This window comes from Kitasatospora sp. NPDC057965 (assembly GCF_042887135.1).
Lineage (GTDB): Bacteria > Actinomycetota > Actinomycetes > Streptomycetales > Streptomycetaceae > Kitasatospora.
The window spans coordinates 26,134-40,937 of sequence record NZ_JBHVPZ010000029.1 but is presented as its reverse complement, the minus strand read 5'-3'; the positions used below and the strand labels follow the sequence as shown (position 1 = coordinate 40,937).

The 14,804-nt window shown below is 75.5% G+C and carries 12 protein-coding genes; 3 read left to right on the top strand and 9 right to left on the bottom strand.

The genetic code is table 11. The annotated features are described in order from the left end of the window. Positions 1–134: 134 nt before the first annotated feature. From der to ACFVVU_RS30415, 3 genes are all read right to left on the bottom strand, one after another. Positions 135–1,589 (bottom strand): ribosome biogenesis GTPase Der, encoded by a 1,455-nt coding sequence (gene der / locus ACFVVU_RS30425; RefSeq protein WP_387793448.1) that lies wholly within the window; start codon positions 1,587–1,589, stop codon positions 135–137. Positions 1,590–1,783: 194 nt separating this feature from the next. Then, positions 1,784–2,503 (bottom strand): (d)CMP kinase, encoded by a 720-nt coding sequence (cmk, locus tag ACFVVU_RS30420; RefSeq protein WP_380685728.1) that lies wholly within the window; start codon positions 2,501–2,503, stop codon positions 1,784–1,786. 323 nt (positions 2,504–2,826) lie between these two features. Then, positions 2,827–3,912, bottom strand: coding sequence for a prephenate dehydrogenase (locus tag ACFVVU_RS30415; RefSeq protein WP_380685726.1), 1,086 nt, complete (start codon positions 3,910–3,912; stop codon positions 2,827–2,829). 249 nt (positions 3,913–4,161) lie between these two features. Here ACFVVU_RS30415 and ACFVVU_RS30410 point away from each other — a divergent pair, with 249 nt between their 5' ends. From ACFVVU_RS30410 to ACFVVU_RS30400, 3 genes are all read left to right on the top strand, one after another. After that, entirely contained in the window at positions 4,162–6,474 is a 2,313-nt protein-coding gene (locus ACFVVU_RS30410; RefSeq protein WP_387793447.1) for a DUF4139 domain-containing protein, read from the top strand. Positions 6,475–6,476: 2 nt separating this feature from the next. Beyond that, on the top strand, positions 6,477–8,048 hold the full coding sequence (locus ACFVVU_RS30405; RefSeq protein WP_387793446.1) for a DUF4139 domain-containing protein: 1,572 nt from the start codon (positions 6,477–6,479) through the stop codon (positions 8,046–8,048). Positions 8,049–8,125: 77 nt separating this feature from the next. Continuing rightward, a complete protein-coding gene (locus ACFVVU_RS30400; protein ID WP_387793445.1) occupies positions 8,126–8,488 on the top strand; it encodes a DUF952 domain-containing protein in 363 nt (120 codons plus the stop codon). Between the two features lie 21 nt (positions 8,489–8,509). Here the strand turns inward: ACFVVU_RS30400 and ACFVVU_RS30395 are convergent, their stop codons facing one another. The 6 genes from ACFVVU_RS30395 to ACFVVU_RS30370 form a co-directional block, all read right to left on the bottom strand. Then, the gene (locus ACFVVU_RS30395) at positions 8,510–9,493 is read right to left on the bottom strand and encodes a helix-turn-helix domain-containing protein (RefSeq protein ID WP_387793444.1); all 984 of its coding nucleotides are present in this window, start codon (positions 9,491–9,493) and stop codon (positions 8,510–8,512) included. Positions 9,494–9,707: 214 nt separating this feature from the next. Beyond that, positions 9,708–10,955 carry a pseudouridine synthase gene (locus ACFVVU_RS30390; protein ID WP_380689446.1) on the bottom strand — a complete coding sequence of 416 codons (1,248 nt, stop codon included), beginning with the start codon at positions 10,953–10,955 and terminating at the stop codon, positions 9,708–9,710. A 63-nt stretch (positions 10,956–11,018) separates the two neighbouring features. Then, positions 11,019–11,612 (bottom strand): SMC-Scp complex subunit ScpB, encoded by a 594-nt coding sequence (locus ACFVVU_RS30385; protein ID WP_387793510.1) that lies wholly within the window; start codon positions 11,610–11,612, stop codon positions 11,019–11,021. A 302-nt stretch (positions 11,613–11,914) separates the two neighbouring features. Beyond that, entirely contained in the window at positions 11,915–12,826 is a 912-nt protein-coding gene (locus ACFVVU_RS30380; protein ID WP_387793443.1) for a segregation and condensation protein A, read from the bottom strand. A 118-nt stretch (positions 12,827–12,944) separates the two neighbouring features. Continuing rightward, entirely contained in the window at positions 12,945–13,592 is a 648-nt protein-coding gene (locus ACFVVU_RS30375) for a hypothetical protein (protein WP_387793442.1), read from the bottom strand. Next, positions 13,589–14,656 carry a ParA family protein gene (locus tag ACFVVU_RS30370; RefSeq protein WP_376090262.1) on the bottom strand — a complete coding sequence of 356 codons (1,068 nt, stop codon included), beginning with the start codon at positions 14,654–14,656 and terminating at the stop codon, positions 13,589–13,591. Before ACFVVU_RS30370 ends, ACFVVU_RS30375 begins: the two co-directional genes overlap by 4 nt. Positions 14,657–14,804 lie beyond the last annotated feature (148 nt).

Genomic DNA, 14,804 nt, shown 5'->3' with positions numbered 1-14,804 from the left:
GCCCCCCGCCCGGGCCCCCCCCCCCGGGGGTTGACCCCCCCCGCGGCCCGCCCCCCCCCGCCGCGGCCCCCGGGGGCGGCCCCCATGACCGGCCGACGGGGCCCTCGGGCACCGCCTGCTGCTACTCCTGCGTCCTACTTCTTCTTGCGCTTCTCGCGCACCCGCACCGAGATCGAGATCGGCGTGCCGACGAAGCCGAACTCCTCGCGCAGCCGACGCTCGACGAACCGCCGGTAGCCCGCCTCCAGGAAGCCGGAGGCGAAGAGCACGAAGCGCGGCGGACGGGTGCCCGCCTGGGTGCCGAACAGGATGCGCGGCTGCTTGCCGCCCCGGATCGGGTGCGGGTGGGCGGCCACCAGCTCGCCGAGGAAGGCGTTCAGCCGGGCCGTGGTGATCCGGGTCTCCCAGCCCTCCAGCGCGGTCTCGATCGCCGGGACGAGCTTCTCCATGTGCCGGCCGGTCTTCGCCGAGACGTTGACCCGCGGGGCCCACTGCACCTGGACGAGGTCGCGCTCGATCTCGCGCTCCAGGTAGAAACGGCGCTCCTCGTCGAGCTGGTCCCACTTGTTGTAGGCGATGACGACGGCGCGCCCGGCCTCGACGGCCATCGAGATGATCCGGGTGTCCTGCTCGGCGAGGGTCTCGCTGGCGTCGACGAGGACGACCGCGACCTCGGCCTTCTCCAGCGCGGAGGCGGTGCGCAGCGAGGCGTAGAAGTCGGCGCCGGCGGTCAGGTGGACCCGGCGGCGGATGCCGGCCGTGTCGACGAACTTCCAGGTCTTGCCGCCCAGCTCGATCATCTCGTCGACCGGGTCGCGGGTGGTGCCGGCCAGCTCGTTGACGACCACCCGCTCCTCGCCGGCGACCTTGTTGAGCAGGCTGGACTTGCCGACGTTCGGCCGACCGATCAGCGCGATGCGGCGCGGGCCGCCGGGGGCGGCGTCGCCGAAGGTCTGCGGCGGGGCCTCGGGCAGCGCTTCCATCACGGCGTCCAGCAGGTCGCCGGAGCCGCGGCCGTGCAGGGCGGAGACGGGGTACGGCTCGCCCAGGCCGAGCGACCAGAGGTAGGCGGCCTCGGCCTCGGTGGACTGGCCGTCGACCTTGTTGGCGCAGAGCACGGTCGGCTTGCCGGCCCGGCGGATGATCTTGATCAGGGCCTCGTCGGTGTCGGTGGCGCCGACGGTGGCGTCGACCACGAACAGCACCGCGTCGGCCTGCTCGATGCCGAGCTCGGCCTGGGCGGCGACCATCGCGTCGATGCCGAGGACGTCGATCTCCCAGCCGCCGGTGTCGACGACCTTGAAGCGGCGGCCGTTCCAGGTGGCCTCGTAGGTGACGCGGTCGCGGGTGACGCCGGGCTTGTCCTCGACCACGGCCTCGCGGCGGCCGATGATGCGGTTGACGAGGGTCGACTTGCCGACGTTCGGGCGGCCAACCACGGCCAGCACCGGCAGCGGGGCGTGGCTGCCGTCGCCGAGGCCGTCGACGTCGTCGAGGTCGAAGCCCTCCTCGGCGGCGAGCGCCATGAACTCGGCGTATTCGGCGGCGTCCAGCTCGCCGTGGCCGGCGGTGGAGTGCTCTGCGGTCATGTTCGTACTGTCCGTTTCCCGGCCCGGCCCTTCCCAGGGACGTGCCGTGCGTACCTGCCCCTCCGGGGCAGCGCGAATGGTTCCGGGTGCCACCACGGCACCCCGTTCATCGGATGGTCGACGACGGTCGACCGTTCCCGGGTCGTCCGGGCCGCCCGGGTCGTCCAGGCGGTCCCCGGCCGTCCGGGCTGTGCTCAGACGGCCGAGAGCGCGGCCCCGGCCCGCTCCGCCACCAGCGCGGTGATCCGGTCGATCACCTGCTCCAGGGTGAGCGCGCTGGTGTCCACCAGGACCGCGTCCGCGGCCTGGGTGAGCGGGGCTGTCGCCCGCGAGGAGTCCGCCGCGTCCCGGCGCGCCAGGTCGGCGGCCATCGCGGTGATGGTCGCCTCGTCGACGCCCTTGGCCCGCAGCTCGGCGGCCCGGCGCTCGGCGCGGGCCGTCTCGGAGGCGGTCAGGAAGATCTTGACGGTGGCGTCCGGGAAGACCACGCTGCCCATGTCCCGGCCCTCGGCGACGATGCCGCGCGCGGCGACCCCGGCGCAGCCGCGCTGCAGCTCGACCAGCCGGGCGCGCACCGCCGGCACCGCGGCGACGGCGCTGACCTGCGCGGTCACCTCGGGGCCGCGGATCGGGCCGGCGACGTCCCGGCCGTCCACGGTGATGGTCGGGCCGTCCGCGTCGGTGCCGGACACGATCACCGGCTTGCCGCACGCGAGGGCCACCGCCTCCGGGTCGTTCACGTCGACCCCGTTGGCCAGCATCCACCAGGTCATCGCCCGGTACATGGCACCAGTGTCCAGGAAGCTCAGGCCCAGCCGGGCGGCGACCGCCCGGGAGACGGTCGACTTGCCGGAGCCGGAGGGTCCGTCGATGGCGACGACGACCGGGGCGTGCGCTCGGTCGGCAGTGTCCACGGCGCGAACCTCTCTCTGAGTCTCTGAGCATGGCAACCCGAACTGCGGGGATGCCGGGGATGGTCTCTACAAGGTTAATGGACCGCCGCGCGACCCGGCCCCGCCGGTAACCGGCCCGCCCCGCTCTCCCCGCACCCGCCCCGCACCGCGACCGCCCCGGAGCACCGGGAGCACCGTGGAGCACTGCGAGCACCGCTAGGACAGCGAGCACCCTGCCGGCGCCGTGCGGACATCGCCAGAAAGGCGAGCACCGCCACGGCGGCGAACGGTGCCAGAACGAGTAGCGCCGCCAGGACAGCGGGCACCACCGAACCCGGCGGACGTCAGTCCCGGACGCTCCACCCGCTCGCCCGCAGCGCCGCCGTCAGCGGCCGCACCGCCGCCGGCGCCACCGACAGCTGGACGAAGCCCACCTGCTGCCCGGTGGAGTGCTCGATGTCGACGTCCTCGATGTTCACGCCCGCCGCGCCGACCTCGCCGAACAGCCGGCCCAGCTCACCGGGCTGGTCGCCGAGGACAACGGCGACCGTCTCGTACCGGGTGGGCGGCGCGCCGTGCTTGCCGGGGATCCGGGCCTGGCCGGTGTTGCCGCGCCGCATGACCGCCTCGATACCCGCCGCGCCGCCGCGCCGGTCGGCCTCCTCGGCGGCCTGCAGGGCGCGCAGCGCGGTGACCGTCTCGCCGAGGTCGGTGGCGACCTCCTCCAGCACGTCGGCGACGGCGCCGGCGTTGGCGGAGAGGATGTCCACCCACATCGCGGGGTTGGAGGCGGCGATCCGGGTCACGTCCCGCACGCCCTGGCCGGAGAGCCTTATCGCGGTCTCGTCGGCCTTCTCCAGCCGGGCGGCAACCAGCGAGGAGAGCAGCTGGGGGGCGTGCGAGACCAGCGCGACCGCGCGGTCGTGCGCGGCGGCGTCCATCACGATCGGCACGGCCCCGCAGAGCGCGACCAGTTCGAGGACGGCGTTCAGCGTCTCGGTGTCGGTGTCGGCGGTGGGGGTGAGCACCCACGGCCGGCCCTCGAAGAGGTCGGCGCGGGCGGCGAGCGGCCCGGACCGCTCCCGGCCGGCCATCGGGTGGCTGCCGATGTAGTGGACGGTGTCGCAGCCGAGCTCGGCGACCTCGGCGCGCGGGCCGGCCTTGACGCTGGCGACGTCGGTGTAGCAGCGCGCGAGTCCGCGGCGCTGGCAGTCGGCGAGCACCTTGCCGACCAGCGCGGGCGGGACCGCGATGATCGCGAGGTCCACCGGCCCGTCGGCGGGTTCGGTGGTCCCGGCCCCCAGCGAGGCGGCGGTGCGGGCGGCGTCCGGGTCGGCGTCCTCCAGATGGACGGTCAGGCCCCGTCCGGTGAGGGCGAGCGCGGCGGACGTGCCGATGAGTCCGGTACCGACGACGGCGGCTGTGCGCATGGCGGGGTGGCTCTCCTCACGGAACTGCGCGGAAGGAAGTGGAACGCGTCGCCACCCATCCTCCCCCATCACCGCCACCGCCCGTGCCGCAACCGCACCACCGCCCCCGGCCGTCCCCCCTCACGCGGCCCGCGCCACTGCGGCGCCCGCCGCGCCGCCCGCCCGCCGCGCACCGCGAAATCCGGCGACGCGGGCGCCACCGCACGGCAGGATGGGCCGCCGACGGTACGCGACGAAGGGGTTGGCCGGGTGAACGATCAACACAGCAGCGACCAGCACAGCAACGACCGACACGGCAGCGACCAGCACCGACCGCACGAGGACGGCACCGGCCGGACCACCGACCGCGCGCCCGTCTCCGCCGCTCCGGCGGTGCCCTCCGTGCCCTCCGTGCCCTCCGTGCTGGACTCCGTGGTCGTCCACGCCGTTGGCGCGGTCTGCCGCCGCCGGGCCCGCGCGGCCCTGCCCGCGGACGGACGGCTCCGGCTGACCGGCCTGCCCGAGGGGCTCGACGAACGCTCGCTGCGTGCCCGGGTCCTCGCCGGCCCGGCCGGCACCGCCGTCACCGAGGCCCGCCTCGAAGCCGTCGCCGCACTCCGCGAACCCGCCGAACTGCCCGAGCTGCGCCACCGGTTGGCGGCCGCCGAGGAGCGCCACGACGCCCTGCGGGAGCAGCGCCGGCTGGTCCTCGCCGCCGTCGCCGAGACCGCCGCGCTGCGTGCCGTCCCGCCGCCCCGGCGCCGTGACGAGCCGCTGCGCCGCACGCCCGCCGACGCCTGGCTGGAGCTGGCCGAGTTCGTCGACGAGCGCCTCACCGAGCTGCACGGGCGCGCCGGTCGGCTCGACCGCGAGATCGAACTCGCCGGCCACGAGATCACGGTGCTCAACGAGCAGGTCGCCCGGCTGTCCCCCGACGAGTGGCACGAGCCCGTCGAGACCACGACGACCGCCCTGCTCACCCTCACCACCGCCGCCACCACCGCCACCGCCACCGCCGAGGACGCCCCCACCCCCGCCCCCGCCACGGACGCCCCCGCCGAACCGGAAACCGGACCGGCAGCCGAGCTGGAACTCGAACTGGAGTACACCGTCCGCGCCGCCCGCTGGGTCCCCTCCTACCGGCTCTCGTACTCCCAGGGCGCCGACACCGGCCGGCTCCTGCTGCGCGCCTCGGTCGCCCAGCAGACCGGCGAGGACTGGACCGGCGTCCGGCTCGCCCTCTCCACCGCCGACCTCGACCGCCGCACCGAGCTGCCCAGGCTGCGCTCACTGCGGATCGGCCGCAGCCAGCCGCCCCCGCCGTCCTCCGGCTGGCGCGAGCCCCCGGCCGGTCTGGCCGACCTGTTCACCGGCTACGACGCGGCCGGCCCGGCGCCGATCGACCCCCTCCGGGTGCCCGGCGGAGCCGTCGGCGGCGCGTTCGCCGCCGAGCCCCGGCTCTCCGCCGCGCTCGCCCCGACCGTCGCCGCCACACCGGCGCCGCAGCCCCCGGGCGGGCCCGCCCGCTCCCGCTCCCGTGCCGGCGGCCTGCGCTCCGCCGACGAGCCGCGCGGACTGGGCGGGCCGGGCGGACCGATGGCCGAGAAGGTGGCCTACGCCGGCTACGGCGCGCCCCCGCCCGCCCCCGGCGGCGCCCCGGGCCTCGACACGGCGGCCTTCGCCGGGTTCGGTGCCCCCGCCCCGCACGCCCCGCTCACGCCCCCGTCCGGCCCGCCCGTCCCGGACGAGCGGCTGCTCGACTACCCCGCGCTGGAGCTCCTCGGCCCGGACACCGCCGCCGACCGGCGCGGCACCCTGCACCACCCGCCCCGCCCCCGCGCCGCTGGCCACCACGCCGCCGGCCACCACGGCGCCCCCGACCACCCCACCCCCGCGCTGGAGCGCCTCCCGCTGCCGCACCACGCCGTGCCGCCGCGCGTCTCGGCCGGCTCCTTCGACCACCGCTTCGACGCCGCCGCGCCCGCCGACCTCCCGTCCGACGCCACCTGGCACACCGTCACGATCGGCGAGATCCCGGTCAGCGTGAGCCCCGAGTACGTCACCGTGCCCGCCGTCGAGGAGCGGGTCTACGCCACCCTGGTGGTCGCCAACGCCACCGCGCAGGCCGTGCTCGCCGGCCCGGTCGAGGTGACCGTCGACGACGAGTTCCTGCTCACCGCCGCCCTGCCCACCCTCGCGCCCGGCGGTGTGCGCCGACTGGGCATCGGTGTCGCCGAGTCGGTCGAGGTGACGCGCCGTACCGAGCTGCGCGAGTCCACCGCGGGCATGCTGAACAGCAGCACCGTGCTCGACCACCGGGTCCGCGTCGAACTGGCCAACCGGCTCGGCCGCCCGGTCACCGTCGAGGTCCGCGAACGGGTGCCGGTCAGCTCCGACGCCGACATCCGGATCGAGGAACGCCCCGGCTGGCACGCACCGGACGAACCGTCCACCGAGTGCCCGCCGAGCACCCGGCTCCGACGGGTCGAGCTGCCACCGGGCGGCCGGGCCGAACTGGACGCCGGCTACCAGATCAGGATCCCGGCCGGAAAGGCCATCGTCGGCGGAAACCGGAGGAACTGAACGTGACCGTCACCCCCCTCCCCGGCACCACACGTCCCGCGACGCCGCTGCCCGTCACCGCCGTCACCTGTCTGGAGGACCGCGCCCAGGTCGAGCGCACCGCCACCGCGGAGCTGACCGCCGGCGTCCAGCGGCTGCGGCTGGGCCCGCTCACCGCGCTCGCCGTCGACCGCACCCTGCGCGCCGAGTCCGCCACCCCGGGCGTCCGCGTCCTGGACGCCCGGATCACCCGCGCCTGGACACCGCGCGCACCACTGCCGCCCGGCCCGGAGGACTCCGCGCTGCGCCACCGGCTGCACGCCCTGGAGGAACGCGAACGCACCGAGGAGCAGCTGGCCGACCGGCTGGAGGCCCGGCTGGCGCTGCTCGCCCAGCTCTCCGCCGACCTGCTGCGCGAGGTCGGCGAGGGCGCCGGCGTCGGCGAGGTCGAACGGGTGCGCTGGCACCGCGAGCTGAACCGGGTCGACGCCGAGCGCGAGCGCTCCGGCGAGGACCTGCGCGCCACCCGGGCCCGGCTGCGCAGACTGGCACTGGAACAGGCCGCGGCGCGCACCGCCGTCGCGGAGGCCGAGGAGGAGCCCGCCGAACTGGTCGCCCACCTGGAGCTCACCGTCGAGGCCCGGGAGGCCGGGCCCGCCCGGCTGACGGTGGGCCACCTGGTGCCCTGCGCGCTCTGGCGGCCGTCCTACCGGGCCACCCTGGCCGAGGGCGTGCTGCGGCTGGACTCCGAGGCGGTGGTCTGGCAGCGCACCGGCGAGGCGTGGACCGGCGCGCGGCTCACCTTCTCCACCGCCCGCTCCGCCCTCGCCACCGAGCCGCCCGCGCTCGCCGAGGACGTGCTGACGCTGCGCGAGCGCACCGCCGAGGAGCGGCGCACCGTGGAGGTGGAGCTGCGCGAGGAGACGATCTCCGAACTGCGCCCGGACGGCGCGCTGCCGGGCGTGGACGACGGGGGCGAGGCGCGGGTGCTGACCGCCCCGGCGCCGGCCACGGTGCCCTCCGACGGCCGGGCGCACCGGGTCCCGCTGAGTTCCTTCACCGGGGCCGCGCACAGCGAGTACGCCTGCGCGCCGGAGCTGTCCCCGCTGGTCACCCAGGTGGTCCGGTTCCGCAACACGGCCGGGCACCCGCTGCTCGCCGGGCCGGTCGAGCTGGTCCGCGGCAGCGGCTTCACCGGGCGCGGACGGCTGCCGTTCACCGCGCCGGGCGCGGACGCCGAGCTGTCCTTCGGCAGTTCGGACGGCTACCGGGTGGTGCGCGAGACCGACGAGCGCCGCTCCACGGCCGGGCTGAGCCAGCGTTCGGTGACCACCCGCACGGTGCGGCTGCACCTGTCGCGGTTCTCCGGCCCGGAGGAGCACGACGAGCAGCTGGTCGCGGTGCGCGAGCGGGTGCCGGTCTCCGAGGTGTCGGCGGTGGAGGTGCGGCTGCGCAAGGAGGAGTGCTCGCCCGCGCCGGACGCCTTCGACGCCGAGGGCGTGGTGCGCTGGGACGTGCCGCTGGGCCCGGGCGCCCGCCGCACGCTCACCCTGGTGTACGAGGTCTCCGCCTCCGGGAAGGTGGCCGGTCTCTGAGGGCGGGCCGGGCCCGGGCGTGCGAACCGCCGCCCGGGCGAGCGCCCGGGCCCGGCCGGAGCGGGTACAACAGGAGCATGATCCTGCACCTCGCCCCCCTGGACGACTGGCTGGCCGATCCGGGCCGGCCGTACGCGACCGCCTCGCTGCTCACCGACGGGTTCATCCACTGCGCGGCGGACGAGCAGACCGCGCTCGCCGTGGCCAACGCCTTCTTCGCCGACGCCCGCGAACCGCTGATGGTGCTGCTGATCGAGGAGTCGATGGTGGAACCGATGGTCAAGTGGGAGGCCCCGCACGGCGGACCGCCGCCCGGGGCGACTCCCGGGGTGCTGTACCCGCACATCTACGGGCGGCTGAACCGTACGGCGGTGGTCGGCCTGGAGAAGGTCGAGCGCGGGCCGGACGGCCGCTGGGCCTCGCTCTCCCCCTGGAGCTGACGCCCGCACACCGCTCCGCAGTCACAGCCAGCCCCGCTCCCGGGCCGCCATGCCGGCCTGGAAGCGGGTGGTGGCGCCCAGCTCGCGCATCAGCGACTGGAGCCGGCGCTGGGTGGTCCGGGCGCTCCAGCCCAGCGAGCGGGCGATCGACTCGTCGGTGAGGCCGGCCGCCAGCAGCCCGAGCAGCTTGCGGTGGTCGGCCTCCGGCTCCAGCGTCCCGTCGCCGGTGCCGATCGCGGCCTGCAGCTGGACGGCGCGCTCCCACTCCGCCTCGAACAGCGTGTCCAGCGCCTGGAGCAGCGCCGAGGGGTGGATGACGTAGGCGGCGTCGAGGACGCTGTCGCCGACGCTGATCGGGATGATCGCCATCCGGTCGTCCGACAGGACCATCTTCATCGGGAGCACCGGCCGGACCCGGGCCTCCTCGCCGTCGGCGACCCCGACCAGGATGTTCTTCTCCAGGCGGCCCGGCCAGGCCACCGCCTCCCGGTCGTAGACGGTCCGGAACCGCACGCCCTCCTTGAGCCGCTGGCGCTGCAGCGGGATGTTGGCCACCGGGTCCTGGATGTAGGGCGGGCAGTCGAAGCCGCGGATCTGGTACTGGCTGGTCTCGGTGATGTGCTCCAGCCGCTGGGCGATGGCCTCGCCGCCGGTCAGCACCTCGACCGAGTGCGCCGGGTCGGTGTAGCGCGAGGCCTCCCGGAAGGCGTCCATCAGCCGGTGCATCTCGGCCCGGGCGTGGCGCAGTTCGGACTCCCGGTGGCCGATCAGCGTGCCGATGGCGACGTCCGGGGCGACCGGCAGGAAGCGCTGGCGGTCCACCGGGGCCCGGGTGGCCATGCCCTGCTGGGCGAGCCGGTCCAGGGCCCGCAGGCTCTGCTGGAGGGTCAGGCCGCAGTGCCCGGCGAGGTCCTCGGCCGTGGACTGCGGGTTGGCCACCAGCGCCGCGTAGATCCGCCCGTCCGGTCCGGCCAGTCCCAGAGCGCTGAGTGGTGCATCGGACACGGCGTCGCTCCCCGTTCGACTCTCGCCCCGCGCCGGGTGGCGCAGTCCCGCCACCCGGCGGGTCGTGGTCAGGTGGCAATACTCGGCCACGGGTCCTGGGGCTGACAAGGCGATCACGGCCGATGCGGTCCGCTTCACAGCAGGATCCGCCGGACGACGGAGGGCCTCCCCGCCGAGTGGCGGGGAGGCCCTCCGGGGACCGTCGCGGCAGCCGTTACAGCCCGACCTCGCGCATCAGCTGGCCGACCTCGGGGTTGGTCAGCCGGCGCAGCCAGCCGGACTTCTGGTCGCCGAGCGCGATCGGCCCGAAGTGGGTGCGCACCAGCTTCTCGACCGGGAAGCCCACCTCCGCCAGCATCCGGCGGACGATGTGCTTGCGGCCCTCGTGCAGGGTCACCTCGACCAGGTAGTTCTTGCCGACGTTCGAGACGACCTTGAAGCTGTCGGCGCGGGCGTAGCCGTCCTCCAGCTCGATGCCCTTGGCCAGCTGCTTGCCCAGGTCGCGCGGGATCGGGCCCTGGATGGCGGCCAGGTAGGTCTTGGTCACGCCGTACCGGGGGTGGGTGAGGCGGTGGGCCAGCTCGCCGTGGTTGGTGAGCAGGATGATGCCCTCGGTCTCGGTGTCCAGGCGGCCGACGTGGAACAGCCGGGTCTCCCGGTTGGTCACGTAGTCGCCGAGGCACTGGCGGCCGTCCGGGTCCTCCATGGTGGAGACCACGCCGGCCGGCTTGTTCAGCGCGAAGAACAGGTAGGACTGGGTGGCGACGGTCAGGCCGTCGACCTTGATCTCGTCCTTCTGCGGGTCGACCCGCTTGCCCTGCTCGGTGACCCGCTTGCCGTTGACCTCGACCCGGCCCTGCTCGATCAGCTCCTCGCAGGCGCGGCGGCTGCCGACGCCGGCCCGGGCCAGCACCTTCTGCAGGCGCTCGCCCTCGGGCTCGCCGAAGGTCTTCGGCAGCTTCACGGCCGGCTTGTCGTGCCGGGCCAGCACCGCGTCCTCGATCCGGGCCTGCAGCTCGCGCGAGCGCTGCGGCTGACGGCGCGGGTCGCCCGGGGCGCCCTGGCCCTCCCGGCGCGGGCGCGGGGCCGGGCCGGGCCGGCGCCCGGCGAAGCCGCCGCGGGCCGGGGTGGCGTTGGGGCCGCCGCCGTACTCGGGGCGGTCGTACTTGCGCTCCTCGGGCCGCAGCGGGCGGTCCGGGTAGCGGCGGTCGTCGCGCCGGTCGTCCCGGCGGTCGTCGCGGCGGCTGTCGCGCCGGTCGTCCCGGCCGTACGAGCCCGAGCCGCCGCGCGGGGCCGAGCCGCCCCGGCCGCCGCCGGACCCGCCGCCGTACGAACCCCCGCGCGCGCCGGAGCCGCCGCGGCCCGAGCCGCCCCCGTAGGAGCCGCCCCGGCCGCCCCCGCCCTGTCCGCCGCGACCGCTGCCGCCGCCGCTGCTGTTCCTGCCGTTGCCACTGCTACGCATCAAAGTGTCCGTACGTCGTTACCGTCTGGGCTGTGCGGTCGTTTCGGCCGACCTCACCGCCCCCTACCGATCGGGCGCAGCCCGACCGGCCTCGCCACTGCCGTCCGCGGCCTGCGCGGCAGCGGCGGCGACCGCCTCCGCGATCATCGTGCCCTCCAGGGACTCCGCTTCCACGTCGTCGACCTCGGGCAGGAAGGGAGCGAGCTCCGGCAGCTCGTCCAGGCCGCGGAGCCCCATCCGTTCCAGGAAGTAGTTCGTCGTCCGATACAGGATCGCACCTGTTTCGGGCTCGGATCCGGCCTCTTCCACCAGTCCTCGCTGTACCAGGGTACGCATCACGCCGTCACAGTTCACACCGCGGACGGCCGAGACCCGCGATCTGGACACCGGTTGCCGGTAGGCGACCACCGCCAGGGTCTCCAGTGCGGCCTGGGTCAGCCGGGCCTGCCGGCCGTCCAGGAGGAAGCGGTCGACGGCCGGTGCGCAGGCCGCGCGGCTGTAGAAACGCCAGCCGCCGGCCACCAGCCGCAGGTCGAAGCCCCGTCCCTGGGCGGTGTACTCGGCGGACAGCTCGCGCAGCGCCGCCGCCACCTGTCCGCACGGGCGGTCCAGCACCGACGCCAGGTGGGCCTCGGTGGCCGGCTCGTCGACGACCATCAGGATCGCCTCCAGTTCGGCCCGCAGCCCCAGGCCGAAGTCCGCGACCGGCACCGCCACCGCCACGTCGGACCCGTCCGGCTCCGCCACCGCCACGTCGGACCCGTCCGGCTCCGCCACCGCCGCCTCGGACCCGTCCGGCACCGCCACCGCCACCGCCACCTCGGACCCGTCCGGCTCCGGCTCCAGCGCCTCCGGCACCGTCGGCGCCGGCTCCAGCCACTCCTCGGCGCGTGCCCGCCCCGGCACGCCCAGCACTCGCCGGGCCGGCCGTCCGCCGCCCGCGCCGCCGCTCCCGGCCGTCATCGCCCGTCCTCCTCGCCCTTCGCCGCCCGCGCCCCGGCCTCGCCCGCGGGCCGGTCGAACTCGTCCGTCACCTCGACCGCGCCCCGGTCCGCCTCGGCCACCCACCGCACCAGCAGCTCGCCGAGCGCGTCCGGCTGCTCGAAGGCGAGCACCCGCTCGCGGTACAGCTCCAGCAGTGCCAGGAACCGGGCGACCACGACCATGGTGTCCGGGGCGTCGGCGACCAGCCGCTGGAAGGTGGCCTCGCCCAGCTCGCTCAGCAGCCCGACCACCAGGCCCGCCTGCTCGCGCACGCTGACCGGCGGGGCGTGGATGTGGTCGACGTAGACGACCGGTTTCGGCTTCGGCGCCATCGCCCGGGCGGCGAGCTGGGCGAGGCGCTCGGCGCCGATGCCGATCACGACCTCGGGCAGCAGTTCCGCGTGCCGCGGCTCCAGGCCGACGGCCCGGGGCCGCCGCAGCAGTTCGCCGGCCCAGCGCTCGCCGAACAGCGCCGCCGCCCGCTTGTAGGCCCGGTACTGGAGCAGCCGGGCGAAGAGCAGGTCGCGGGCCTCCAGCAGGGCGAGGTCCTCGTCGTCCTCGACCTCGGCGGCGGGCAGCAGCCGGGCCGCCTTGAGGTCGAGCAGGGTGGCGGCGACGACCAGGAACTCGGTCGCCGCGTCGAGGTCCCAGTCCGGCCCCATGGCGCGGATGTGGGCCATGAACTCGTCGGTGACCGTCGCCAGCGCGATCTCGGTGACGTCCATCCGGTGCTTGGCGATCAGGCTCAGCAGCAGGTCGAACGGGCCCTCGAAGTTGTCCAGCCGGACCCTGAAGCCGCCCTGCGGCCCGTCGCCCTCCGGCGCACCCGGTCCGGCCGCTCCAACGGCGGTCCGGTCGACGACGGGGATCTCGGGCGTACTCGGCATGACGGTCCATCTTCGCCCGTCCGCGCCGCCCGCCGCGCACCGGGGCCCACCGACACGCCGTACCGAACCGTCCCGGACCCCCTGCGGCCCCGCGGCCCCGCGGCCCCCGGGAGCGGGCTCAGCGCCCGCGCAGCCGCCGTACCAGGATGCTGGCCTCGCCGCGCTGCTCCAGGTCCGCCAGCACCACCGCGATGGCCTCCCGGACGATCCGGCCGCGGTCCACCGCCAGACCGTGCTCACCGCGCAGCACCAGCCGCGCGTGTTCGAGGTCCATCAGTTCTTCGGCGGACACGTACACGGTGATCTTCTCGTCGTGCCGCTCGCGCCCGCTCGGGCGGCGCGGGGCACTGCCCCGCGGACGCGGCCGCTCCTCGGCGGCACCCGGGTGCTGGCGCGGCGCCGGGGCCGCCGCACGGCCTCCCGGCGCGGCCTTGCCGGCCGCCGTCCCGGTGGCACCCTGGCCGCCCGGCTGCGCGGGCGCGGGCACGCCGGCCGCGCCCGGTCCGCCGATCGCGCGGCGCGGCGCGCGCCTCGCCACTGCCTGGTCCCCGACCGCCCCGTCGCCGCCGTCGGCGTGCTCGGGGCCCTCGCCGCCGGTGGCGCCGGCGCCGTCGACGCCCTCGGCGTCGTCCGCGTCACCGACGCCGTTGACCGCCCGCGCGGTCTCCGGTCTGGGCGCCTCGGCGGCCGAACGCGACGCGAGGGACGGCGACAGCGCCATCCCACCGGTGGTTCGGAACAGCTCGTCGGCACCCGGGAGACTCACTCGGCGGGGCGGCACCGGTCGAGCACCTCCCTGGCGAGCTGGCGGTAGGCGGCGGCACCGACCGAATTGGTCGCGTACGTCGTGATCGGTTCGCCGGCGACGGTGGTCTCCGGGAAGCGCACGGTCCGCCCGATGACGGTGTGGAAGACGTGGTCGCCGAACGCCTCGACGACGCGCGCCAGCACCTCACGGCTGTGCACGGTGCGCGAGTCGTACATGGTGGCGAGGATGCCGTCCAGCCGCAGCTCGGGGTTGAGCCGCTCGCAGACCTTCTCGATGGTCTCGGTGAGCAGCGCGACACCGCGCAGCGCGAAGAACTCGCACTCCAGCGGCACGATGACGCTGTGAGCGGCCGTCAGCGCATTGACCGTCAGCAGACCCAGCGACGGCTGGCAGTCGATGATGACGTAGTCGTAGTCGGGCAGCAGCGGCTTCAGGGCGCGCGCCAGCGCGGACTCCCGGGCCACCTCGCTGACCAGCTGCACCTCGGCGGCGGAGAGGTCGATGTTGGACGGCAGCAGGTCCATGCCCGGCACGGCCGTCTTCAGCAGCACCTCGTCGGCCGTCAGCCCGCGCTCCATCAGCAGGTTGTAGACCGTGACGTCGAGTTCCATCGGGTTGACGCCGAGGCCGACGGAGAGGGCGCCCTGGGGGTCGAAGTCGACGAGCAGCACGCGGCGGCCGTACTCGGCCAGCGCCGCGCCCAGGTTGATGGTCGACGTGGTCTTGCCGACGCCGCCCTTCTGGTTGCACATCGCGATGATCTGCGCGGGGCCGTGCTCGGCCACCGGCGCGGGGATCGGGAAGTAGGGCTGGGGGCGCCCGGTGGGGCCGATCCGCTCGCGACGCTGGCGGGCGGCGTCGGGGGCGAGCGTGGCCGCGTACTCGGGGTCCGGCTCGTACTCGGCGTCGGGGTCGTCGTAGGCGCCGTAGGCGAACTCGCCGTAGGCCAGGCCGTGGGCCGGCAGTTCGGCGTCGTAGTCGGTCACCGTGGTCACCTGTGCTGTGTTCTGGCGTGCTTCGAAAGTACGGAGAGCGACCGAGCCGACCTCGGCCGAGCCCACGGTGGGCTGCCTGGCCCCGGGCTCCTCAGTCGGCTGGCCGGCGGTGTGCGCCGCCAGTCCTGGCTGACCACCCCCGGGAGCAAATGTCGACTCATTCACAAGTCGTCTTACCTCCTTGGGCATCCAGGACTCTATGTCGATTCGTCAG